The 22,147-nt window shown below is 72.6% G+C and carries 18 protein-coding genes and 1 pseudogene; 8 read left to right on the top strand and 11 right to left on the bottom strand.

What is annotated here, in order from left to right; genetic code table 11:
* Nucleotide 1 precedes the first annotated feature (1 nt).
* Nucleotides 2-781: a thioesterase II family protein gene (locus H9Y04_RS11960; protein ID WP_187813712.1), complete on the top strand. Its 780-nt coding sequence runs from the start codon at nucleotides 2-4 to the stop codon at nucleotides 779-781.
* Nucleotides 778-2,568, top strand: coding sequence for an amino acid adenylation domain-containing protein (locus H9Y04_RS11955; RefSeq protein WP_187813711.1), 1,791 nt, complete (start codon nucleotides 778-780; stop codon nucleotides 2,566-2,568). The genes H9Y04_RS11960 and H9Y04_RS11955 overlap by 4 nt, the downstream gene beginning before the upstream one ends.
* 76 nt (nucleotides 2,569-2,644) lie before the next feature.
* Here the strand turns inward: H9Y04_RS11955 and H9Y04_RS11950 are convergent, their stop codons facing one another.
* The 3 genes from H9Y04_RS11950 to H9Y04_RS11940 are packed head-to-tail and all read right to left on the bottom strand — an operon-like array spanning nucleotide 2,645 to nucleotide 5,764.
* Entirely contained in the window at nucleotides 2,645-3,328 is a 684-nt protein-coding gene (locus tag H9Y04_RS11950; RefSeq protein ID WP_187813710.1) for a hypothetical protein, read from the bottom strand.
* Entirely contained in the window at nucleotides 3,325-3,816 is a 492-nt protein-coding gene (locus H9Y04_RS11945) for a SigE family RNA polymerase sigma factor (RefSeq protein WP_214661086.1), read from the bottom strand. The genes H9Y04_RS11950 and H9Y04_RS11945 overlap by 4 nt, the downstream gene beginning before the upstream one ends.
* Nucleotides 3,817-3,868: 52 nt before the next feature.
* A complete protein-coding gene (locus H9Y04_RS11940) occupies nucleotides 3,869-5,764 on the bottom strand; it encodes a potassium channel family protein (protein WP_187813794.1) in 1,896 nt (631 codons plus the stop codon).
* 345 nt (nucleotides 5,765-6,109) lie between these two features.
* On the opposite strand from H9Y04_RS11940, the gene H9Y04_RS11935 reads away from it, so the two are divergent.
* Entirely contained in the window at nucleotides 6,110-6,406 is a 297-nt protein-coding gene (locus tag H9Y04_RS11935) for a hypothetical protein (protein ID WP_187813709.1), read from the top strand.
* A 78-nt stretch (nucleotides 6,407-6,484) separates the two neighbouring features.
* Here the strand turns inward: H9Y04_RS11935 and H9Y04_RS11930 are convergent, their stop codons facing one another.
* The 3 genes from H9Y04_RS11930 to H9Y04_RS11920 are packed head-to-tail and all read right to left on the bottom strand — an operon-like array spanning nucleotide 6,485 to nucleotide 11,945.
* Nucleotides 6,485-8,413, bottom strand: coding sequence for a DUF2264 domain-containing protein (locus H9Y04_RS11930; protein WP_187813708.1), 1,929 nt, complete (start codon nucleotides 8,411-8,413; stop codon nucleotides 6,485-6,487).
* Nucleotides 8,410-9,486 carry a hydroxyacid dehydrogenase gene (locus H9Y04_RS11925; RefSeq protein WP_187813707.1) on the bottom strand — a complete coding sequence of 359 codons (1,077 nt, stop codon included), beginning with the start codon at nucleotides 9,484-9,486 and terminating at the stop codon, nucleotides 8,410-8,412. Before H9Y04_RS11925 ends, H9Y04_RS11930 begins: the two co-directional genes overlap by 4 nt.
* A complete protein-coding gene (locus tag H9Y04_RS11920) occupies nucleotides 9,483-11,945 on the bottom strand; it encodes a tetratricopeptide repeat protein (protein ID WP_187813706.1) in 2,463 nt (820 codons plus the stop codon). Before H9Y04_RS11920 ends, H9Y04_RS11925 begins: the two co-directional genes overlap by 4 nt.
* 275 nt (nucleotides 11,946-12,220) lie before the next feature.
* Here H9Y04_RS11920 and H9Y04_RS11915 point away from each other — a divergent pair, with 275 nt between their 5' ends.
* Together H9Y04_RS11915 and H9Y04_RS11910 are read left to right on the top strand one after the other, a co-directional pair.
* The gene (locus H9Y04_RS11915) at nucleotides 12,221-12,676 is read left to right on the top strand and encodes a carboxymuconolactone decarboxylase family protein (RefSeq protein WP_187813705.1); all 456 of its coding nucleotides are present in this window, start codon (nucleotides 12,221-12,223) and stop codon (nucleotides 12,674-12,676) included.
* A gap of 158 nt (nucleotides 12,677-12,834) precedes the next feature.
* On the top strand, nucleotides 12,835-13,359 hold the full coding sequence (locus H9Y04_RS11910; RefSeq protein WP_187813704.1) for a MarR family winged helix-turn-helix transcriptional regulator: 525 nt from the start codon (nucleotides 12,835-12,837) through the stop codon (nucleotides 13,357-13,359).
* On the opposite strand, the gene H9Y04_RS11905 is transcribed toward H9Y04_RS11910, so the two are convergent.
* Entirely contained in the window at nucleotides 13,311-13,490 is a 180-nt protein-coding gene (locus tag H9Y04_RS11905; RefSeq protein WP_187813703.1) for a hypothetical protein, read from the bottom strand. The two genes, H9Y04_RS11910 and H9Y04_RS11905, sit on opposite strands and share 49 nt — an antisense overlap.
* A gap of 202 nt (nucleotides 13,491-13,692) precedes the next feature.
* On the bottom strand, nucleotides 13,693-14,898 hold the full coding sequence (locus H9Y04_RS11900; protein WP_187813702.1) for an NsdA family TPR-like regulatory protein: 1,206 nt from the start codon (nucleotides 14,896-14,898) through the stop codon (nucleotides 13,693-13,695).
* Between the two features lie 174 nt (nucleotides 14,899-15,072).
* Here H9Y04_RS11900 and H9Y04_RS48440 point away from each other — a divergent pair.
* Nucleotides 15,073-15,834, top strand: a pseudogene (locus tag H9Y04_RS48440) (aldehyde dehydrogenase family protein); the annotation flags it as partial.
* A 94-nt stretch (nucleotides 15,835-15,928) separates the two neighbouring features.
* Entirely contained in the window at nucleotides 15,929-16,477 is a 549-nt protein-coding gene (locus H9Y04_RS47485; protein WP_187813701.1) for an aldehyde dehydrogenase family protein, read from the top strand.
* Nucleotides 16,478-16,521: 44 nt separating this feature from the next.
* On the opposite strand, the gene glxA is transcribed toward H9Y04_RS47485, so the two are convergent.
* Nucleotides 16,522-18,537, bottom strand: a complete 2,016-nt coding sequence (gene glxA, locus H9Y04_RS11885) for a radical copper oxidase GlxA (protein WP_187813700.1) — start codon at nucleotides 18,535-18,537, stop codon at nucleotides 16,522-16,524.
* 101 nt (nucleotides 18,538-18,638) lie between these two features.
* A complete protein-coding gene (locus H9Y04_RS11880; protein ID WP_187813699.1) occupies nucleotides 18,639-19,421 on the bottom strand; it encodes a VOC family protein in 783 nt (260 codons plus the stop codon).
* A gap of 126 nt (nucleotides 19,422-19,547) precedes the next feature.
* On the opposite strand from H9Y04_RS11880, the gene H9Y04_RS11875 reads away from it, so the two are divergent.
* Nucleotides 19,548-20,396, top strand: coding sequence for a sulfurtransferase (locus H9Y04_RS11875; RefSeq protein ID WP_187813698.1), 849 nt, complete (start codon nucleotides 19,548-19,550; stop codon nucleotides 20,394-20,396).
* 226 nt (nucleotides 20,397-20,622) lie between these two features.
* Here H9Y04_RS11875 and sepH read toward each other — a convergent pair whose 3' ends face one another.
* Nucleotides 20,623-21,732 carry a septation protein SepH gene (gene sepH, locus H9Y04_RS11870; RefSeq protein WP_187813697.1) on the bottom strand — a complete coding sequence of 370 codons (1,110 nt, stop codon included), beginning with the start codon at nucleotides 21,730-21,732 and terminating at the stop codon, nucleotides 20,623-20,625.
* Nucleotides 21,733-22,147: the final 415 nt, after the last annotated feature.

Here is a 22,147-nt window from a genome sequence, read left to right as displayed (position 1 = left end):
CGTGAGCGCGAAGACCTTCACGCTCAAGGGCGCCGCACCGGAGCACGCCGCGCTGCGGTTGCTGCTCGTCCCGCACGCCGGCGCGGGCGCGGCGAGCGGCTCCGGCTTCGCCGCGCACGCCCCCGCCGACTGGCTGGTGGCGACGGCACGGCTGCCCGGCCGCGAGTCCCGCGTACGCGAGCACACCGAGGACCTGGCGGACCTGGTCGCGGATGTCACCGCCACCCTGCGCGCCCTGCCCGGCACCGCGCCGCTGATCGTCGTCGGGGTCTGCTCGGGCGCGATCCTCGCCCTGGAGGCCGTACGGGCTCTGCAGTCCGAGGGGGACAACGCGGTCACCGGGTTCGCGGCGGTGTCCCAATGGGCGGTCGACCGGGCACCCGACCCGGGCCGGCCGCGGCTGCGCGACACCGACGATCCCGTACGGATTCTCGCCCTGCTACGGGAGTTCGGCGGCGTTCCCGACTCGCTCGCGGCCAACGAGGAGATGCTGGAGCTGTTGCTTCCGCCGATCCTCGGGGACATGCGGGCCGTCGAGGAGTACGCGACGGCCCCGGAACCGCGGCTCGCCTGCCCGCTGCTCACCGTGTTCGGGGACGAGGACCCGCTCTGCCCGGAGGAACGCACCGAGGGCTGGGAGCTGTTCGCGGAGCACAGCCGCACGGTGTGGGTGCCCGGGGGCCACATGCTCCTCACGGACAGCCCGGCGCTCCTCGTGGACGCGCTCGCGGGAAACCTCGACCACTTCACCGCAGACCAGCGAGAGACGGCCCGTTCGTGAACGAAGCACACCTCCCGTCCGGCGCCCACCCTCGCGTGGACGCCCTGCTCCTCGAACGCTGGGACCGTACGCCTGCCCTGCCCGCCCTGATCGCAGGCGAACAGACGGTCACCATGGGCGAGTTGAAGGAGCGGGTCCTTCGCGCCGCCGGGGCCTTGCGCGCGCACGGGGTGGGTCCCGGCGCCCGGGTCGTCGTGCACCACGAGCGGTCCGTGGACTTCGTGGTGGCGATCCTGGGCGTCGCGTTCGCCGGGGGAGCGCACGCGTCCCTCGACCCGAGAGACCCTGCGTCGCGGGTCCTCGCCACGGCGCGGGACTGCGCACCGAAGGCCGTACTCACCAACTCCCTCCTCGGGGAACGCTTCTCGGCCCTCGAAGGCGTGCCGGTGCTCACCCCGCAGGACTGCGCCTCCCATGCCTCCGCCCCACCGGCGCACGGCTCGCCCGACGACCCCGTGACGCTCATCTACACCTCGGGTTCCACCGGCGCGCCGAAGGCATCGCTGATCAGCCACCGCGCGCTGGTCTCCCGCCTGCACGCGCTGCAGACCACGAACCGTCTGGACGAGCGCGACCGGATGGTCCACCACACGGCCTGCAGCTTCGACATGCACCTCGGCGAGCTCTACTGGCCGCTGCTCGCGGGCGCCGCGGTCGTCCTCGCCGAACCGGACCGGCAGCGCGACGCCGACCATCTGGCCGCCCTGCTGCGAGACCACGCCGTCACCACTCTGTACTGCGTGGTCTCCCTGCTCGACCTCTTCCTGCGCGCCCGCCCGTCCACCGAGCGCTATGACGGTCTGCGCCAGGTCCTCACCGGCGGAGAGCCGCTCCCGCCGGAACTCGTGACCCGCTTCCACGCCCGCTCGACCGCGACCCTGACGAACCTGTACGGGCCCAGCGAGTGCACCATCCACTGCACGACCTGGCTGTGCCCACGCGATCCGGACCCGAAGACCGTCCTGATCGGCAGCGCGGTCCCGGAGACGGACCTGCGGGTGTGCGACGGCGAAGGCAACCCGGTGCCGGACGGCGAGCCGGGCGAGCTGTACATCGGAGGCGCCGGACTCGCCCTCGGCTATCTCGGCCGTCCGGACCTCACGGCCGAACGCTTCGTCAGCACACCGCACGGCCGCATGTACCGCTCCGGCGACCTGGTGCGGGTCGCCGGGCCCGGCGGTGCCCTCGAGTTCCTCGGCCGGGTCGACCGGCAGGTGAAGATCCGCGGCATCCGGATCGAGCCGGGGGAGATCGAGGCAACAGCCCTGCTGTGCCCCGGAGTCGCCCAGGCTGCGGTGGTCGCCCACGGCACGGGCGACCGCAAGGCACTGGCGGCGTTCGTGGTACGTGCGGCAGACGGACCCGCCGATCCGGGTCTGGCGGACCGCGTGCGCGAGCACACGCGCGAACGGCTTCCGCAGTACATGGTCCCGCGCACGGTCGAGGTCCTGGACGAGCTGCCGCTGACCGCCAACGGGAAGCTGGACCGGGCCGCGTTGGAAAAGCGGGCGGCGGCATCGGCCCCGGCGTTCCGGGCGGAAGGGCCCACCGCTCGCCCTGACCTGGACTCTCTCGTACGCGAAGTCTGGCAGGACGTGCTGGGCACCGACGCGATCGCACCGGACGACGACTTCTTCGACATCGGAGGCGACTCGTTCGGCGTCGTACGGGTGATGGAGCATCTGCACGAGCGTCTCGCGACCCGTGTCCCGCTGGCCGTGCTGCTGCGCAACCCCACACCGCAGTCCTTCACCGAAGCGCTGCGCGAGCTCGTCGGCGGCGGCTGAGCCGGTACGCACGACCGAGGGGCGGCGGCTTCTGCCGTCGCCCTTCGGCGTACCCCCTCCTGATGAGGCCCCGCGCCTACGGCCGCACGTGCGCCGGCGGCGTGTCGGTCGTGCACTCCAGCGGTTCGTCGGTGGGGACGAGCCGTTCGATCGAGCCGGGGTTCCCGCCCACCTCGGCCAGTTGGGCCTCGGTGAGGAACCCGATGAACAGCTGGGTGTTCTCGGGCATGGCCGAGGGCGTGTACACGAAGGTCACCTTGCCGTCCTCGCCCCGCTCGCCCCTCATCACCTTGTCCACGCCGGGGCCGATGCCGCTCGGATCGAGGTCCGCGTCCCCCGGCCCCTTGCAGAACTCGCCGACCTTGATCAGGACCGGGAACCCGGCTTCCCGCAGCGTCGCCTCCAGGCCCGCGTGGTCCTTGAAGTACGCGTCCTTGCCGAAGGTCGTCACATGGACGGTGCCGTCGGTCTTGGTGTCCACGCTGTACGCGGCGGTACGGACGTGCACCGCCCCCGCGCCCGTGCTGTCGCCGGCCGTCGGCGGCGCCGTGGCCGGGTTGCCGTATCCCTGCACACCGAGGGCGACTCCCGCGGCCGCGACGGCGACCACCGCGGTGCCCGCGACGCGCCGCCTGCGACGGCGGGCCCGGCCCGCCGACTCGATGTGCTCCAGGGGCGTCCCGGAGGTCACGTCGTCGAGAGAGCTCCGCAGTGTGTCGAGCAGGTCCAAGTCCTGCTGGTTCAGGTCCTGTTGGTTCATCGGTCTTCCTCCGGGGATCGTGCGGGCACGAGCTGGCCGCGCAGCGTCGCGACGGCCCGCGACAGGTGGGCGGTCACGGTGCCCGGGGCGATCCCGAGCGCCGCCGCGGTCGCCTCGGTGTCCAGGTCGAGGAAGACCCGGTAGGCGATCACCTCCCGCTGCCGTGGAGGCAGTCGGCGCAGCGCGGAGAGCAGTCCGGGGTCCACGGAGTCGTCGCCCGGCGTGCACGGGACGTCCGGCACACCGTCCGAGGCGACTTCACGACGGCGCTTGCGCCACCACGAGACACGGGTGTTGAGCGCCGTGCGGACGACCCAGGCGCGCGGCGCCGGGTGCCGGCCGACCTTCGGCCAGGCCACCCAGGCGCGGGTGAACGCCTCGGCGACGAGGTCCTCGGCGAGGTGCCGGTCGCCGACGCTCGCGAGCACGGCCCGCAGGCACGCGTCCCGGTCGGCGCGGTAGAAGTCCCTGAACTCCAGCTGCTTCACGCTCCCTATACGCAGGGGCAGGGCGATTCGCTTACACGCAGGGATGCAGAGCCTATTGCGGTCCGGCCGGTCTGGGAGCCCCCAGCCGTCCCGCCCCGCGCCGTCGCCCGAGGAGCTCCGCGAGACCCCGGCGGGTCGCCGCGACCACCACGCGGTCCTCGCGGCTGAGGACGTGGCCCGGGTGGAGGTCCCAGACGAGGCCGGGGGCGTGGCCCTGGCTGTAGGGCGGCGGGCCGTTCGACAGGTCGGGGAGGCGCTGGGCGGGCGAGGAGGTGTCGAGGGCGACCACGCGCCACGTGCCGGGACGGAAGGCCTCCTCGACCGTACGGTCGAGGAGTTCGGGGTGGTCGGCCACGTCGAGCGCGGCGAACAGGAGCACCTTGCGTTCCACGGGGATCGCGCCGATGATCCGCCGGCCCATCATCGCGCCGGCGAACGCGGGCGCGGCCAGCGTGGAGACGCTGCGGCTGCGGGTCTGTGCGCCGGGATGCGCGGTGCGCAGCGTGCGGTAGACGGCGAGGGCGAACTCGTCGTCGTACAGGCGCAGTACGGCACCCACGTCCGGCTTCACCGAGCGCGCGTACAGCGCCGCCTCCAGGTTGGTGGTGTCGACGCTGGTGAGCGCCAGAAGTGCATGGGCGCGATGGATCTTCGCCGCCTCCAGGACGCCCTCCTCCGTGGCGTCGCCGAGCACCACCGGCACCCGCAGTCTGCGGGCGTGCGGGATGCCGCGGGCCTCCGGGTCCTCCTCCACGCACACCACGGGGATGCCGAGTTCGCGCAACCGGGTCAGGACGCGAGTGCCGATCTTGCCGAGGCCGAGCAGGACGACATGTCCGGAGAGCCCGCGCGGAGGCCTGCGCAGGGCCGCAGCCGTACGGAACGTGCCGAAGGCTTCCAGGGCCGCGGCGAGCAGCACGGGAAGCAGCAGCAACCCGGCCAGGGCGGCGAGCAGTTGGAGGATCTGGCGGCTGTGGGGTTCGTCCGTGGCGGGGTCGTTGAGGGCGAACAGGTCCAGGAGCGTGAGATACGTGGCGTGCAGCGGGTTCTCTTCCGTGGTGAGCGAGGAGGCGACGGCCAGCCCGATCACCGCGGCCAGGAGCCCGGCCAGGGACCAGCGCAGGCGGCGCGAGAACAGCTCCCGCAGGGAGACGGTGCGGCCCGCGAGGCGGCCCGGTGACAGGGGCGGACCGTTGTGCTGCACGGCCTGGAGGACCACTGTGCCGCGTCCGGCGGCGGCCGTGACCGCCGCGTCGTCGGGCAGCAGCTGGGGTCCCTCGTCCGTGCCCCGCCCGTTGCCCCGGGGGGTGGAGAGCAGCGCCAGCGTGCACAGACCCTCGGCCGCCGACTCGCCCGGTCCCGGCGGCTGTTGCTCCACGGCCTGCAGCAGCAGACCGTCGGCCTGCAGCACCTTGCGCGTGCCGGCCACCGCGGCGGCGGCCAGGGCGGGGGCCGCGGTGTCCGCGTCGGACAGGACCGTGGTGGAGACCTCGCGGGTGTCGAGCTCCGGGTCGGCCAACAGGGAGGCCTGGTCGAGGAGTTCGGCCAGGTGCTGGCCCAGCTTGCGGTTGTAGAGCCGGATCACCAGGCGCAGACGGGGGTTGAGGCGGCGGGCGGCGAGTGCGGCGCGGATATTGGTCTCGTCGTCGTCGTTCACCAGGGCGAGCGCCGCCGCCTGGGCCACGCCGGCCTGCGCGAGGACCTCTTCGGTGAGCTCGGCGGCCTCGTAGAGCTGCTCCTCACCGGGCGCGGTGCCCGCCGCGGGCGCGCCCCGGCCCAGGGCGGCCGAGACCCTGCCGAGCAGCGCGCCGGCCCGTTCCCGGCCGGTCAGCGGCAGCGAGGGCCGGCTGCCGGCGGGCGGCACGACCAGCGTCACCTGTTCGCCGTACACCTCCCGCAGCTCGCCGGCCAGGCGCTGGGCGAGCGCGTCGTCGCCGCAGACAACCATGCGGCCGGCGGCAGGAGTTGAGTGATCAGACAGATCGGGCACGAGGGTGAAGCGTGCCGTATGAGGTGCGGTGCTGCCAAGGCTGTACGAGTGGACGGTGGTGTTCTGCCAGGGCCGTACGGGCGGACGGCGGTGTTCCGCCGAGCCTGTACGGGCGGACAGCGGCCTTCATGCGCCCGGAGCAGGGCACCCGCGACCGGCCGACCTGCGGGGGCTGCGCCCGGGCGACGGTCACGGACACGCCGCGAGCGCTGCCCGTGGGCATGTCACCGGGAGTGCAGGATGCCAAGCGGCGGTGCGCAGCCGAGTGCGCCGCCGCTGCCCGAGTGCCACCTGGAGCACCTGATGACCACTGCACACGCCCCCCACTCCGCCCACGCCCACCAGCACGGCGACGGCTGCGGCCACGTGTCCTTCTCGCACGGGGACCACGTGGACTACGCCCACGACGGCCACATCCACCGCGTCCACGAGGACCACGTGGACGAGTGCGAGCCCGCGGGCCACCGTACGCACGAGGAGCACGCGCACCAGCACGGCGAGGGCTGCGGCCATGACGCCGTCCCGCACGGCGACCATGTCGACTACCTGCACGACGGCCACCGGCACGCCGGCCACGACGGGCACTGGGACGACCACTGAGCTGCGGACGAGATGGGGGCGGGCCGTCGAGGGCCCGCCCTTTCGTCATCTGCGGGTGACGGAGGGCCCGCCCTTTCGTCACGCGTGGGTGACGGCCACCGGCCCGAAGTCGACCCGGGTCGTCCCGCCCTCGGCCCACCGGACCTGGAGCCGCGCACCGGAGACGGTCACCTCGGTCACCGCGTCCTCCAGCGCGAGCGGCTCCTCCGTGAGCGCCGCAAGCGCCGCGTACAGCTCGCCGTCGGCGGGTCCGCTCAGCCGCGGCAGCACGGCCCACCGGGTGAACGCCGTTCCCTGCGGCGCCCGTTGCTCGTCCCGCTCCGTCCAGCCGTACAGCGGATGCAGCCCCGAGCTCAGCCCCTCGCCGGGCCCCACCGCCCAGCCTGTCTGCTCCACACGCGCCCCCGGCGGGCCGCCGAGCACGCGATGGACGCGCAGCTCGTACGGGCCGCGCGCCACCGTCACCGACTCGACCCGCAGCCCCGGCACCGTCCGCGGCCCGGCGGGGAAGACCGGCCGGTGCCACGAGGCCGCCCACCCCCAGCCCTCGCCGCCGCCCGCACCCAGCGGGTGGATACGGCGCCGGACGCTGCGTATCCCGTCGAGGTCCACGGCGAGATGGTTGTCCGCCGTGTTGGCCGCCGCGGTGGGCCCGGTGCGCGTCGAGTAGTGCTGGCGCCCGTACAGCGGATCGTCCTCCGCCGCCGACTCGCCCGCTTCCGGCGGCAGATGGTCGCTGCCGTGGTTGTGCACCCGTACGATCCCGTCGGCCCGTGTGGAGTGCACCAGAAGGCCGGGGGAGCGCAGCGCGAGCACCCGGTCGGCGGTCTCGCTCGGCGAGGGTTCCTCCGGCGCCGTCCACAGCGGATCGTCCGCGCCCGCGAGCAGACAGACGAACGCCTTCGACGCCCAGTACGGCGAGGAGGGACCGGAGTACGGCTGCAGCGAGGCCTCGTGCGGACCGTGCCAGCCGAGCGTGAGCAGCCCGTCCGAGTCCACCGCGCCCCGGTCGAGGAAGTAGCGCAGCGCGCCGCTGATCAGTCGGCGCGAGGTGCCCGGGCTCCACGGGGTGTCACCGGTCAGCGCGCCGAGCCCCACGGCCGACGCGGCCGCGAACCGGTACGTCAGCGAACGCCCCAGGTACAGCGGCGCCCCGTCCCCGCCGAACAGCAGCCCGAAGCCCGCGAGATGCTCCCGCAGCCGCTCCCCGTACACCTCCGTCTTCGCCCCCGACAGATGCGCGTCGAGCACCGGATACAGGTGCAGCGCCCAGCCGTTGTAGTGGTCGAAGGCCCGCGCCTCGCCGTCCGCGTACCAGCCCTCGCCCCGGTACCAGCCCTCCATGAGCTCGCGTCCCCGCTCGCGCGCCCGCGCGGTCTCCGCGTCGCCCCGGCCCACCGATTCGAGGAAGCCGGCGACGGTGAACGGGAAGAGATACCAGTTGTTCGGCGCGGGCGTCCGCCGCAGCGCACCCCGCAGCCAGGCCTCGGCACGGTCCTGTACGCCGGATGCGAGCCGGTCCCACAGCCAGGGCCGGGTCAGCCGCAGTCCCAGGGCCACCGAGGCGGACTCGACCATCGGCTGGCCCGCGACATGGATGTCCCGGACCACCGGCCAGGACTCGGTGTCGTCCCGGCCCGGTGTGCGGGTACCGGCCGCGAGCCCTTCGGCGTACCGCTCCAACCAGCCGTACGGATCCGCCCCTTGGGCCCCCGCGACGCGGAAGCCCGCCGCCAGGAACGTACGGGCGTACCCCTCCAGACCGTCCGACCGCACGCCCGACTGCGAGGGCCGCCCCGGCAGGTCGAGGAGGGCGCCCTGCGGAGTGGCCCAGCGCCAGGCCGCCCCGACAAGCCCGTCGGCGGCCGCCTCCCAGTGGGCGCGGGTGTATCCGGTGTGCGGGCTGAGCGCCCGGTCCTCGGCGGGGAGGGCGAGTGCGCCCGTACGAGCTGCAGGCAAGGGAGGCGCGCCCGTACGAGCGTCCGGAAGCGGCGGGGGAGTGCTCATGCGAGAAAGGCCAATCGTTCGCGGCGTACGGGATGGGCGAAGCCCTCGCCCGCGGCCCAGCGGCGCAGCTCGCCGACCGCGAAGTCGGTGAGCCGCTGCCATTCGTTGCCCTGGGATCCCGCGACATGCGGGGTGAGCAGGGCGCCCGGGCAGGTCCACAACGGGTGGTCGGGCGGCAGCAGTTCGGGATCGGTGACATCGAGGACGGCACGGACCCGGCCCGCGAGCACGGCCTCGGTGAGCGCCTCCTGGTCCACCACCGCACCCCGCGCAGTGTTGATCAGCACGGCGTCGGGCCGCAGCCCGCCGATCAGCTCCCGGCTCACCAGCTGACGGGTCTCGGGCAGCAGCGGCGTGTGCACACTGACCGTGTCGCTGCGTGCGAACAGTTCGTCGAGACCCACGAGTTCGACACCGAGCGCGGCCGCCTCCGCGGCGTCGACGAACGGGTCGTACAGCAGAATCCGCAGCTCGTACGGGCGAAGGAGTTCGATCACGCGCCGGCCGATCAGAGAGGCGGAGAGCAGGCCGACCGTGCGCCGGTAGTTCCCGGCGGCCTGCGCCGCCTGCGTCCAATCGGGCGTGGTGCGTTCCGTGCGATAGGTGCGGGCTGACTCCAGGACGCGTTTGCCGGTGAGCAGGATCATCGCGACCGTGTACTCGGCGACCGGCAGTGCGTTGGCCGCAGCCGCCGAGCTGATCTCGATCCCGCGCTCCCAGGCGGCCTCGGTCATGACCCCGCGTACGGAACCGGCCGTGTGCACCACGGACGTGAGCCGGGGCGCGGCGGCCAGCGCGGCCGCGTCCAGGGGCGGGCACTCCCAGCCCGTGATCAGCACCTCGGTCTCGCGCAGCACCTCCCGGGCCTCGGGGCTGTGGAACTCGTACAGCGTCCGCGGCGCGAGCGCGCAGACCTCGCCGAAGGCGGCCACGGCCTCGGGGGTGAGGAGCACGGGAGCGGTGCGCGGGGAGAAGGCGAAGGCGGCGGAGGGCTTCTTGGGCACAGGCGTCCTTGTGGTGCGGTGATCGGTGCTGTGGTCGGTTCTGCGGTCGCTGCCGGGGTCGGCGCTCATCCCACCACCAGCAATTCGCCCCGGATCGCCCGCCCGGCTTCCCTGTGCCGCTCGGCCGCCGCGGGGTCGGTGTCCTCCAGGACCGCCGCGAGGCCTTCGTGGGCCAGCGCTTCCGCATGCCGGTTGCCCACCCGAGGGGCCAACTCCAGTGCCTCGCGGTGCAGTTGAAGTGCCTGGTCCGTCAGGCCCGCGAGGCGGCAGGTCTCCGCGTAGTCGTCCAGGAAGTGGATCTTCCAGTGGTCCTCGAAGAGCGCGTCGAGGAGTGCGAAGGCCTCGCGGTGGGAGGCCAGGGCCTCCTCGTAGCGGCCCATCCGGCGCTGCGCGACCCCCAGACAGTTGAGGCACCAGGCCTCGTTGTGCCGGTGGCCGTCCTCGCGCGAGAGGTCGAGCGCCTGCCGCAGATGCTCCATGGCCTCCTCCGGCGCCTCGGACGCCAGGGCCACCCCGAGCGTGATCCGGGCGGTGAGCGCGGGCGGCCAGGCCGGATCGTCGTGCGGCACGGCCAGGGCCGCACGCGCGAGCCGCGCCGCCTCATCGGGGTGCCCGAGCTGCAGCAGCGCCCACGCCTCGTACGCCTTGGCGTGCGCGGCGCCCGCCGGGGAGCCGGCCTCCTCGTACAGGGCGCCCGCCTCGCGGAACAGCTCCAGCGGCTCCTCCACCTGGCCCGCGTCCCACTTCAAATAGCCGCGCCGCATGGCCAGTTCCGCCTGCGAGCGGGTGTCCCCGGTCTCGGCGACGAGAGGAAGCGCCGAGGCGTACGCGGCGTCGGCCTCGGCGAGCCGGCCCGCGTTGTACCGGGCGAATCCCAGATCGCTGTGCGCCTCGGCCAGCTGCCAGGGATCGCCCAGACGGTGGGCGGCGTCGAGCGAGCGCTCGAAGAGGAAGTTGAGATGGGTGGTACCGCAGCGCCGGGCGAAGTAGGTGCGCATGAAGCGCGGCAGTTCGCACACATGCCGGTCGGCGCCCGTGGCGACCGCCGCCTCGAACGCGGCCATCAGGTTGGTGTACTCGGTGACGTACCAGAAGAGCGCGGCCCGCTTGTCGGCGAACTGCGGCAGCGCGGCCGGTGGTTCACCCGCCGAAGGCGCCCGCGTCCCGGCGAGGAACGGCATCGCCGCATCGGCCGCCGCGGCCGTGTGTACGTAGTAGTCGAGGACCCGCCCCAGCGCCTTGTCCCGCAGCGCCTGCGCGTCCTGCTCCACACACGCCCGCCGCGCGTGCTGGTGCACGAGGTCGTGCAGCCGGTAACGCCCCGGCGCCCTCTCCTGTACGAGATGGGCGTCGAGCAGATCCTCCAGCATCTCCCGTGCCGTACGCGGCGGAAGATCGGCCAGGGCCCCGGCCACGTACGGGTCGAAGGTCTCCCCGGGCAGCAGCCCGAGCAGCCGGAAGAAGCGTCCGGTGGCGTGGTCCAACTGCCGTACGGACATGGCGAAAGCGGTGTCGAACTCGTTGGCGCCCTCGGCCATCCGCTCCACCAGGATGCCCACCGTCCACCCAGGCCGGTGCCGGAGCCGGGCCGCGGCGAGCCGCAGCGCGAGCGGCAACTGCCCGCACAGGCGCAGGACTTCGGCCGTGGACTCCGGATCGCGCCCGAGCCGGCCCTCGGGACCGCCGCCGTCCCCGCTGGCCCGGGTCAGGAGCTCGGCGCTCTCCTCGGGGGTGAGGACGTCGAGGGAGACCGGCGGCACCTCGTCGAGGCCGAGCAGCCGGTTGCGGCTGGTGATCAGGGCCACGGACGGTCCTGCGCCCGGCAGCAGCGGACGCACCTGCTCGGCGTCCACGGCGTTGTCGAGCACGATCACGGCCCTGCGGTGGGCGAGTTCGGCCCGCCAGACCGCGGCGAGCGGCTCGATGCCGCCCTCCTGCGGGATGCGTTCGGACGGTACGTCGAGCGCGGCGAGCAGCGTGCGCAACGCCGGGTCGGGACCGAGGGGTTCGCGCCCTTCGGTGAAGCCGTGCAGGTCGAGGTAGAGCTGCGCCTCCGGGTAGGTCTCCGCGAGCCGGTGCGCCGCGTGCACGGCGAGACAGGTCTTGCCCACACCCGCCATCCCGTCGACGGCGACCACACGGCTGGCCTCCACCGCCGCGAGCACGGCGTCCAGCTCGTCCGCGCGTCCGGTGAAGTCGGGAACGTCCCGCGGCAGATCGTTGCGCGGCGGCCTCGGCGCGTCCGGGGGCGGCGCCGGCGGGGACACCTGCCGGCTGCTGCGCGGCGGCGCGGGCAGCGGACTCGACGCCCGCTCCCACAGCGGACGCAGCGGCCGCGGATCACGCCGTACGAACTTGCACAGCGCGAGCACCGAGGGCCAGGGCGGCACGGTCTGCCCGCCGAGATACCGCGACAGCGAGGACGAGCTGATCCCCACCTCGCGCGCCAGAGCCCGCACCCCGTGCCCGGAGACCTCCTGCAACCCCCGTAGCCGCGCGGCCAGTTCATCGCGCGGATCGTGTCGCATGTTCTTCGGTTCCTTCGGCCCCATGGCCCACCCCTCCCTGTCCCGCCCCGGCAGAAGTTTTCCCCGCCGCATCGCCCCTGTCCAGCGGCGTTCCGGGTGTCCCACGGTGTCCCACGGCCGTCGTCGCACCAGGGGGCGGGCGGCTGTTATGGAGTCACGCCCCGACGGAACGGGGCGAACGGACAGGCCGCAAGGCCGGTCAACCGAAGCAGAGGCCGGCAGACCGGCCACAACAGAAAAGGCCGGGCACCCGGCCCCATGAGGAGGAACCCGAGATGCAGTCCCGTATGCAGAACCCCGCCGCCCTGCTCCCCGGCTCCATGGAGTCCATCCAGGGTCTCTTCAAGGCCGTGCACTCCGGCGGCGTCGACCCGCAGATCCTGGAACTCGTCCACCTGCGCGCCAGCCAGATCAACGGCTGCAGCGCCTGTGTCGACGGCGGCACCAAGACCGCCCGCAAGTCGGGCGTGAGCGACGAGAAGCTCGCCACGGTCGTGGCCTGGCGCGAGACCCCCTACTTCTCCGACGAGGAGCGCGCGGCCCTCGCCCTCGCCGAGGCGGCCACCCGCCTCGCGGACCACCCCGACGCGGTGAACGACGCGGTATGGGACGAGGCCGCCTCGTACTTCGACGAGAAGCAGCTGGCCTCGATCATCCTGATGATCGGCGTGACCAACCTCTTCAACCGCCTGAACGCGACGACTCGGCAGATTGCGGGGGCGTGGGGCTGAGCGGCACGGGGCGTACGGGACGGATGGACCGGCACCTCCGCCGAGCGGAGGCGCCGGTCCCGCCCTCGGCCCCCGGACGGAGGCGCCGGTCCCGCCCTGGGCGCCCGCACGGAGGCGCCGCTCCCGCCCTCGGCGCCCGCACGCGGTACAACAGACCCATGCCCGCCCCCACGCACCCCCACCTCCCCGGCGTGGACGCCGTCACGCGTGCCGTGCTCACCGCGTCGCGGCTGTTGGTCGCCGTGTCGGCGCGGTCGCTCGCCGCGTACGAGGACCGGGTCACGCTGCCGCAGTTCCGGCTGCTCGTCGTGCTCTGTGCGCAGGGGGAGTCGAAGCTGGTCGCGCTCGCCGACGCCCTCGGGGTGAGCCCGTCGACCGCGATGCGGATGACGGACCGGCTGATCGCGGCCGGGTTCGCGGACCGGCAGATCAACCCCGCCAACCGCCGCGAGACCGTCCTGCGGCTCACCCCCGAAGGCGCGCGGCTCGTCGAGGAGGTCACGGCCCGGCGTCAGGGCGAGATCGCCGAGATCGTGGAACGGCTCGCGCCGGCCCAACGCACCGCCCTGGTGGAGGCATTGACGGCCTTCACGGAAGCGGGCCGCGAACCCCTCGCCTGCTCCGGCGCGGACGCCTACCCTCTGGGCTGGTCCGAAGCCTCGGCGCCGACCCGGCCGTACTGACCGGGCCGGCTGCGCTCCCGGCCGTCCGTGTCCACGGCCGCTTCGGAGACGGCGGCCGTGCCCATGGGTGAGGCCTTAGCGGGGCGGGTGGTCTCGGCCAGGATCTGGGCCACGTCGAACGGATCGTGCATGAAACAACCTCCACGGCTGGGACGTGCGTCGGAGCGGATACCGCGCCGACACCATGTCCAGGCGTGAGGGTCTAACGGTGAGGGACATGCCGACTACATATACATATTTTTCATTTCATCGGATCTCGGGGGTATTTGCCCTTATCTGTCACATATCTACGTCCATGCCTACGGTCATGTCCGTGCCTACGTCGAGGAGGCGTCAGCGCACCTCGGACGGCCGGGGCCAGTCTGCAAGGACCGCCTGGACCTGCGGCGTGGCGGCGTAGCGTCGCAGCCGCAGACGCAGCGCCGCCCACCGGGCCCGCGCCACCGAGCTGTGCAGATCGCCGAAGAGCCCGAGCGCCTTCACCGTCTGGGCGCAGCAGCGCTCCACATCGCCCTGCTCCAGGGTGAGTTCCGCCTGGCGCAGATGGGACAGGGCGGACGCACGCCGGTCCGCGGGCTTGCGCTGGGCCAGGGAGGACTCCAGCGTCCGTACGGCGCCCTTGAGATCACCCAGCTCCCGCAGCGCCTCGGCGCGCTGGAACAGCAGATCGGCCTCCGGGTAGGCCGCGAACGGGTCCTCCTCGCAGGCCGCACGCCCCCGCTCGTGATGACGCTCGGCCGCCGTCAGGGCCCGCAGCGCCTCCTTGCGGCGGCCCACGCGGGCGAGGCTGAGCGCCAACTGGGCCTGCACGTAGCCGCGTACCGCCGGTGGCACCGCGTCGCCCGCGTGGGCGGCGGCCGCACTGCCCAGGTGCAGCGCGAGGTCCCGCTGGTCCAGCGCGTGGGCCTGCGCACTGAGCGTGCGCAGCGCGATGACCTGCACGGCACGGTCTCCGGCCGCGCCGGCGAGGGTGTACGTGGCCTCGAAGCAGTGCTGGGCGAGACCGCGGGCCTGCCCGTCGTCGAGCATCCTGCCGAGCAGATGGACGAGGCGGGCCGTCTCGCCCAGTGCGGCACCCGCGCCCATACGGGACATCGTGGGCAGCACCGACTGGCCGAGGAGCGCGATGAGCGCGGACCTGCCGAACCCGCCGCCGTACACCTCCATCTGACGGCTGAAGGACCGCAGCGTCGCGCGCAACGTGCCGGTGGCGAGGTCGTGGTGGACCGGGGGCGCCGACGCAGGTGACACCCGGGACAGGCCGGTGGGCAGGGGATCCGGCCGCGTGCGATAGGGGAGCGCGAGCAGTCCGGCGAGCTGGTCGGGGTCGGACAGGGCGCGGCACAGGTCCGCGAACGTCGTGGCCTGGGGGGTGCCGGCGGGGCCGGGAAGCGGTCCCTGCACGTCGGCGAGCCCGAGGTCGGCGCCGCTCACCGGGCGTTCGAGACGCCGCGAGAAGGCCTCCGTCAGCAGCCGGGGGACGGGGGCGCGAGGAACGGTGCCGCGCGGCCAGTGCGCCACCGACGTCCGGTCAACCATGCAGAGCTACCGCGTACTCGTCGCCGGCACCGAGCAGGACGGCAAGGAGTGGATCCACACCCCCAAGGCCGCGGCCCTCCTGACCGACCCCTCACGGCCCTCGGCCGCAAGGGCGCCCTCGACCGCGGTGAGCAGCCCGCCGCATACGAGCCGGCCATCGCCGCCCGTATCGCCATGGCCACCGACGAACAGCACCACCTCGCGCTGCGCGCCGCCCGCGAAGCCCAGCCGGAGTGGGCCCGTGTGCCGCTCTCGCGGCGCCTCGCCTTCCTCGCGGCGGTCCGCCAGGCGATCATCGCGAACATGGACGAACTGGTGGAGATCCTCGGCCGCGAGGGCCACCCGCCCCGCCTCGCCCGCTGGGAACTCTCCGGCACCGTCGAGGCCTGGGCGCCGGCCAGCCTGGAACTCATGTCCCGCCTGATGGACACCCGGGACACCTCGGCGGGACGGGAGATCCGGCTCGTCCGCAAGGCTGACGGCGTGGTCTGCCTCAGCCCGCCGCGCAACGCCGCCATGAGCAACAGCTGTATGGGCCTGTGGGCGCTCGCGGCCGGCAACGCCCTGGTGGTCGGCGCGCCGCGCAGCGCCCCGCTCGGCGCCGTCCACATCTGCCAGCGAATCGTCGCGCCACTGCTGCGCGAGTTCGGCGCGCCCGAAGGCACCCTGAGCGTGCTGTGCGGGGCGACGGCTTCGTTCATGTCGACCTGGCTCGAGAGCGAGTACGTGGACGACATCTACTTCTTCGGCTCGGCCGAACGCGGCCAGAAGATCGCGCTCGACTGCATGGCCCACGGCAAGAAGCCCCTTCTCGAACTCTCGTGCAACGACGGCATGATCGTCTGGAAGGACGCCGAAGTGCCGCTCGCGGCAAGGGCGTTGGCCGAGGGCTTCTACGGCTCGGGACAGATCTGCATGGTGCCCCGCTATGCCGTGGTCCACCCCGACGTGGCCGACCAGCTGATCGACGAGCTGACGACGATCGCCCGCGGGCTGCCCCCCCGGACTGCCGGACACCGACGAACACACCGTGCTCAGCCCCGTACTGCGCAAGGACGGCTTCCTCGGCGCGGTCGACCAGTGCCGGCGCGCCGGCGCCAAGGTCCTGGCGGGCGGGCACATGACCGGCCTCGACGGTCGGCCCGACCCCGAAGGCGTCTGGGCGGCGCCCACGGTCGTACGGGTCGAGGGCATCGAGACCGCCGCCACCATCCCGGCCGTCACCACGGAGACCTTCTTCCCGCTGATCTCCGTCGTGGTGGCCGAACCGGCCGACGACGAGCCGCTGTTGACCGCCGCGCTCGCCTTCCTCGGCGCCAACGCCTACGGGCTGCGCAACTCCCTGTGGAGCCGCGACCCCGAGGTCATCGACCGGGTGGCCACCGAACTCGCCAACGGCGGACTGCTGAAGATCAATGACAGCCATGTCGGCTTCGTACCGCCGCTGCCCACCCGCGGCGGCACCGGTCTGACCAGCGGCCCGTTCGGCGAAGGGGCCTTCCCGATGGTGCTCACCAGCCATGTGCAGGGCATCAGCATCGCCACCGACGTCACCCCGCGCGAGGCCGTGTTCGACTGAGCCCCACGCGACTCGGCGCCCGCCCAACAGGTGGGCGCCGTGGGCTACTTGAGCGCCGGCTCCGGATCCTCGTCCGTCGTCTCATGCGTCGGCGCGTCCGCCGCCACCGGCACATGCAGCCACACCGCCTCGGACGGCACCCCGCGGTCGTCGACGGCCGTCAGCATGTACCAGCCGGGCGGCACGAGTGCCGGATTCTCCGGCAGTGTGATCTCGACCCCCTTGTCCGTACGGTCGAAGTCCAGCGCGATCGACCGCTGTTCCACATTGGTGACATGGGTGAACGACCCCGGCCTGATCAGCCGCATCCTGCTGATCGCCTTCGGGTTGTCACTGTCGTACGAGACCGTCGCGCCGAGCTTCACCGTGCGCCGCCCGCCGTCCGGATCCCGCAGCACTGGTCGCTCACCGCCCTTGTGCAGATACGGCGGGGTGTAGAGCTCCAGACTCTGCTCGAACTTCGCCTTCTTGGAGTTGGCCTTGTCCGAGAAGAGCGAGTCCGAACCGAAGGTCATCACCCGGCCGTCCGGAAGCAGCAGCCCGCCCGAGTGGTAGTTGCGCCCCACGAGCGGATCGGCGGCGGCCGTGAACTTGTCGGTCTTCGGATCGTAGAGCGAGGCCTTGAGGACGTTGCTGTCGGACTTGCCGCGGTAGTCACCGGACCCGTTGGTCGTCAGGACGGTGTCGTCGGGCAGGATCACGCTGCTCGGATAGCGGGCCTTGTCGTACAGCCGCGGCCCGTCGCGGAAACGCGGCTCGTCCTCGCGCAGATCCACGAGCCGCGTCTTGTCCGTGGACTTGGGGGACTCGCCGACCCCGCCACCCCCGAGCACCATGTACCGCTGCTCCTGCGCGGGCGGAAGCAGCACCGACATCGAGGTCTCCAGGATGTCCGGGTCGCTGATCCCGGGCACCTTGGTGAACTTGTTGCTGTCCAGATCCCAGATCCCCGGCTCGCGGCCCTGGTCGTCAGGCCCGTAACCCGCGTTGGAGCCCGTGTAGAAGATCCGCCCGTCGGAGGCGAGGAAGAGCGCGGGGTACGTGGGGAAGAACCGCGCCTTCGGCAGGAACTCCCACTTCTTCGTCCGCGGGTCATAGATCTCGTTCTTGCCCGGCACGACCTGCCCGATGTCGTCGAGCCCGGACACCGAGAGCACCTTGCCGTCCTCCAGCGTCGTCAGCGTCGGATACCAGCGGGCCTCGTGCATCGGATCGACCTGCACATAGCGCTCGGCCACCGGGTCGAACTCGAAGGTGTCCTTGATCCCCTGGAAGTCCTTCTTGTCGAACGACAGCTTCTGCGCGATGCCGTAGATGTTCTGCTTCTCCTCGCCTTCGAGCCCGGAGACGCGGTACTGGTCCTGCGTGCCGGTCTGATGCCGCGGCCCCTTCTCCAGGGCCTCCACGTACACCCGCGCGCTGGAGGCGGTGACCTCGGCCTCGCCGGTCACCGGGTCGATCTTCTTCTTCGCGCGCGGCACGATGATGCTCGCGTGCGACTCGAACGTCTTGCCGTTCTCGCGGCCGGTGAACCGGGTCCCCTTGGGCAGCGTCTTCGGCTCGTCCGGGTTCTCGTTGTAGACGATCATCAGGCCGCCGGCCTTCTCGACATCGCCTTCGAGCGTCTCGTACCGCTGCGTCCCGCCCGCCACGAGCAGCCTGCCGTCCGGGAGTTGGGTGTGCCCGGCGCAGAACAGGTCGGCGGGTGTGTCGATGTTCTCGAAGCTGTTGTCCTGCGGATCCCACAGGACCGTACGGAAGGTCTTCGCGTCGAACTGCTTGGCGTCATTGCCCGAACCCGCCACGAGCAGCACCTTGCCGGTGTGCAGGAGCGCCGCGTGGATCGTGTTGATCCGGTACTCCTCGGGCACGTCCACCAGGCTCCAGTGCCCGCGGTCGGCCTTGTACCCGGGCTGGTCGATCTCGTACGCGTGGTACTGCGTCGAGGCGAAGTCGTAGACGGCGGGCGCGTTGGCCGCGGCGAGCACCACCACGGCTCCCGTGCCGAGCAGGATCTTGGAGGTCCGCCGGCTCAGGCGGCGGCGCTTCGGCTCCGGCATGCACTGACTCCCGCATTCATCCGTTTTGGTACGGAATGCGACTTTAGGCCAGTGCAAGGATGCGCGCGCCCCGGGCGCGCGGGGCGAGTGAGGGCCGATGGTCAGCTTTGGTCGGCGGCGCTCCGTACGACGTTGAACGCCGCGCCTTCCGGATCGGCCACCGTGGCCATCCGTCCGTGCCCGCTCTCGTGCGGAGCACGCAGCACATGACCGCCGAGCTCGCCCACCCGCTGCGCCGTCTCGTCCACGTCCTCGACCTCGAAGAAGGTCGTCCAATACGCGCCGCGGTCACGCGGCAGACCGTGGCCGACGCCATGGATCGCGGCCACGGGACGCCCCTCCACGGAGAGCGCCAGATAGTCGAAGTCCGCGGAGACGACCGGCTCTTCGCCGTATCCGAAGACCGCCTGATAGAACTTCGCGACCGAGGCGGTGTCCCGGGTCACGAGTTCGTTCCACACGGGTGTGCCGGGCCGCCCCACGCCCGCGGCGCCCCCGTGCTCCGCCGCCTGCCACACGCCGAACACGGCGCCGGCCGGGTCCGAGGCGACGAGGAGCCGCCCGGCCCGCTCGGCTTCCAGCGGGCCCACGCCCACCGTGCCGCCGCAGTTGCGGATGGTGTCGGCGGTGGCGTCCACGTCGTCCGAGGCGAGATACGGGGTCCAGGCGATGGGCAGATGCCGGTCGTGCGGCAGGACGCCGATACCGGCCACCTCCTGGCCGTCGAGGACCGCCCGCACATACGGACCGAGCTGCTGGGGACCTGGCAGGAACTCCCAGCCGAAGAGTGCGCCGTAGAACTTCTGCGTACCGGCCAGGCCGTGCACCATCAGGCTCACCCAGCAGGGCGTGCCGGGCGCGCGCCGAGCTGCTGACTCGGTCATCGTCACTCTCTCCTCGGGGCACATGGTCGTGAGCAGCATGCCCGTTTGAATCCTGCTCACCCATCCCGGCGGTGCAGGGTAATGGCCCCTTCCCGGCACGAACAGGCTTTGCGCAAGGATGTGCCCATGAATGCCATCATCTCCGCTGCCGAACTTGCGAGCGAGTCGAAGGGGCAGTACCCGCCGGTACTGCTGGATGTCCGCTGGCAGCTCAGCGTCGCCAAGGCCGCCGGCGAGCCGCCCTTCGACGGCCGCGCCGCCTACGCGGCCGGGCACATCCCCGGCGCCGCCTACGTGGACCTCGACACCGCACTCGCCGGCCCCGCGGGCGCGGGCGGCCGCCATCCGCTGCCCGACCTCAAGGTCTTCGCCGAGGCGATGCGGGCGGCGGGTGTACGTGAGGACCGCCCGGTCGTCGTCTACGACGGCGGTCAGGGCTGGGCCGCCGCCCGCGCCTGGTGGCTGCTCCGCTGGGCCGGCCACCCGTCCGTACGGGTGCTCGACGGCGGCCTCGCGTCCTGGGACGGCGAGCTGACCACCGGGACGCCGACGGTGGAGCCGGGCGACTTCGTCCCGCGCCCGGGCGCGGTCCCGTTGTTGGACGCCGACGGCGCCGCGGCCCTCGCCCGCGAAGGCCTGCTGCTCGACGCCCGCGCGGGCGAGCGCTACCGCGGTGAGGTCGAGCCCATCGACCGCGTCGGCGGCCACATCCCGGGGGCGGTCTCCGCACCCACCACGGAGAACGTGGGCCCCGACGGCCGCTTCCTGCCGGCCACGGACCTGGCCGCCCGTTTCCGCTCCCTCGGCACCGAGGAGGCCTCACGGGTCGGCGTCTACTGCGGCTCGGGCGTCTCGGGCGCCCACGAGGTCCTCGCCCTCGCGGTGGCCGGCATCGACGCGGAGCTCTACGTGGGTTCGTGGTCGGAGTGGTCCTCGGACGAGTCCCGCCCGGTGGCGACGGGGCCGAACCCGTAACTCGATGACCGGGGCCGCGTATCTGTAACCCGGTGGCCATGGCCCCGGCCCGCGACCTGGCGGTGCGGGGGTGCAGGGGGCGGAGCCCCCGCCAGGCCCGAGGTGCGGGTTCGCTGCCGCCTGCGGACCGTGGCGCCTGCGGCGGGCCTTTCCCCTACCCGCCCACCCGCCCGCAACGCGAAGGGGCCCGCACCGACAGCCGGTGCGGGCCCCCACGTAACAGAGCTCAGTCCTTCTTCTTGCGGCGCGTGCCGAACACGATCTCGTCCCAACTCGGCACCGCCGCACGGCGACCCGGCCGGACCCCGTCCGCCTCGGCCTGCCGATCCGTCGTACCGACAAGCCGATCACGATGCCCGGCCACCGACCGCGGCATCAGCACATCCGCATACGCGGACCCCGCCCCCGCCGAGGCAGCAGGAGCCGGCGGCTCCTCCACCTCGGGCTCCGGCGCGGGCGGCTCGTCCACCGTCCGCTCCGTCGCGGGCGCCGCAGGAGCGGAGGCCGAAGCGGCCGGCGCGGGACGCTCCGGCACCACGAGATCGCCACGGAAACTCGGCACCGCCTCCAGGAGGCTGGTGAGCGAGTCACGCTCCGAACTTGTGGACTCCTCCACCGGATCCGGCGACGGCGACGGCGACGGCGCGGGAATCTGCCGCTCCGGCCGCTCCAACTGCCGGTCGAGCGCACGGTCGAGCGGCCGGTCACGCGGCAGCCGGGCGATCCGCGGCACGAACGGGAAGCTGGGCTCGGGCGCCGCGATGTCGTCGGACTCGCCGATCAGCGAGCGCGCCTCGTCGTCGACGGCTGCGACAAGACGCCGCGGCGGATCGTAGGTCCAGCTCGCCGAGTGCGGTTCGCCCGCGACCCCGTAGACGAGCAGGACTTCCCACGTGCCGTCGTCACGACGCCACGAGTCCCACTGGACGGTTTCCTTGTCGGCGCCGCGCAGGAGCAGCCGCTCCTGCACCGCCTCGCCGAGCTGGGGTCCTGCGTTCTCACCGGGGCGGCGGACGGGAGTCTTCCGGGCACGCTCGGCCATGAAGGCGCGCTCTGCGAGCACGGGCCCCTCGAAGCGGCGTACGCGATCGACCGGAATGCCGGCGAGCTGGGCGACCTCTTCCGCGGTCGCACCTGCCCGTATACGCGCCTGGATGTCCCGGGGGCGCAGATGCGACTCGACCTCGATCTCGATCTGGCCGAGCCGTGGCCGGTCGCCGCGCACGGCAGCGCGCAGGCGTTCGTCGATCGGAAGGGTGTACTCCGTTGAGTCCGCAGCCTTCAGCACCAGCCGTGTGCCGTCATTGGAGACGGCCACGACACGCAGTTCGGGCATGGGGACCTCCCGGGTGGTGCCTGCCGACGTCACGTGCGTCGCTGCTTCCGCTAGTCGAGTGTGGCCTGCCCGGGTGCAGCCTGCCACAACCTTGCCGAGTTGCCCGGCGTGTCGGGCATGGGTCCTTGATCGCCGTTATGGCACGGTTACCTATTCGCCACGCAAAGTGACCGAAGTCGGGCAGACCGGTCACCCTGTGCAGCGATCCCCCTCCCGAAGGTCCCTCGCGGGCCCCTGGGTACCCAGGCGGGAGTCCGAACCCAGGGCTCGCAACAGTACTCCATTCGGGCCACCTGGGTGGACCGGCGCGCCGCCGAAGTTGTCCCACGGCAAGGGAGTTGACCCCTGCCGCTTCCATATCCCCTGCTTACAGGGGTGTGCTGCTTCACAGAATCTCCGGAACCGGAACTATCCG

The sequence above is a fragment of the Streptomyces polyasparticus genome (assembly GCF_014493765.1).
Taxonomy (GTDB): Bacteria; Actinomycetota; Actinomycetes; order Streptomycetales; family Streptomycetaceae; genus Streptomyces; species Streptomyces polyasparticus.
Note: the sequence above shows the minus strand (reverse complement) of the source record. Positions and strands in the feature narration are given on the sequence as shown.

Excerpts from the sequence above, each read along its gene's own strand:
- H9Y04_RS11950 (WP_187813710.1), bottom strand. The coding sequence starts at position 3,328 with ATGAACCAACAGGACCTGAACCAGCAGGACTTGGACCTGCTCGACACA.
- H9Y04_RS11940 (WP_187813794.1), bottom strand. The coding sequence starts at position 5,764 with ATGGTTGTCTGCGGCGACGACGCGCTCGCCCAGCGCCTGGCCGGCGAG.
- H9Y04_RS11935 (WP_187813709.1), top strand. The coding sequence starts at position 6,110 with ATGACCACTGCACACGCCCCCCACTCCGCCCACGCCCACCAGCACGGC.
- H9Y04_RS11930 (WP_187813708.1), bottom strand. The coding sequence starts at position 8,413 with ATGAGCACTCCCCCGCCGCTTCCGGACGCTCGTACGGGCGCGCCTCCC.
- H9Y04_RS11925 (WP_187813707.1), bottom strand. The coding sequence starts at position 9,486 with ATGAGCGCCGACCCCGGCAGCGACCGCAGAACCGACCACAGCACCGAT.
- H9Y04_RS11920 (WP_187813706.1), bottom strand. The coding sequence starts at position 11,945 with ATGCGACACGATCCGCGCGATGAACTGGCCGCGCGGCTACGGGGGTTG.
- H9Y04_RS11915 (WP_187813705.1), top strand. The coding sequence starts at position 12,221 with ATGCAGTCCCGTATGCAGAACCCCGCCGCCCTGCTCCCCGGCTCCATG.
- H9Y04_RS11910 (WP_187813704.1), top strand. The coding sequence starts at position 12,835 with ATGCCCGCCCCCACGCACCCCCACCTCCCCGGCGTGGACGCCGTCACG.
- H9Y04_RS11905 (WP_187813703.1), bottom strand. The coding sequence starts at position 13,490 with ATGCACGATCCGTTCGACGTGGCCCAGATCCTGGCCGAGACCACCCGC.
- H9Y04_RS11900 (WP_187813702.1), bottom strand. The coding sequence starts at position 14,898 with ATGGTTGACCGGACGTCGGTGGCGCACTGGCCGCGCGGCACCGTTCCT.
- glxA (WP_187813700.1), bottom strand. The coding sequence starts at position 18,537 with ATGCCGGAGCCGAAGCGCCGCCGCCTGAGCCGGCGGACCTCCAAGATC.
- H9Y04_RS11880 (WP_187813699.1), bottom strand. The coding sequence starts at position 19,421 with ATGACCGAGTCAGCAGCTCGGCGCGCGCCCGGCACGCCCTGCTGGGTG.
- H9Y04_RS11875 (WP_187813698.1), top strand. The coding sequence starts at position 19,548 with ATGAATGCCATCATCTCCGCTGCCGAACTTGCGAGCGAGTCGAAGGGG.
- sepH (WP_187813697.1), bottom strand. The coding sequence starts at position 21,732 with ATGCCCGAACTGCGTGTCGTGGCCGTCTCCAATGACGGCACACGGCTG.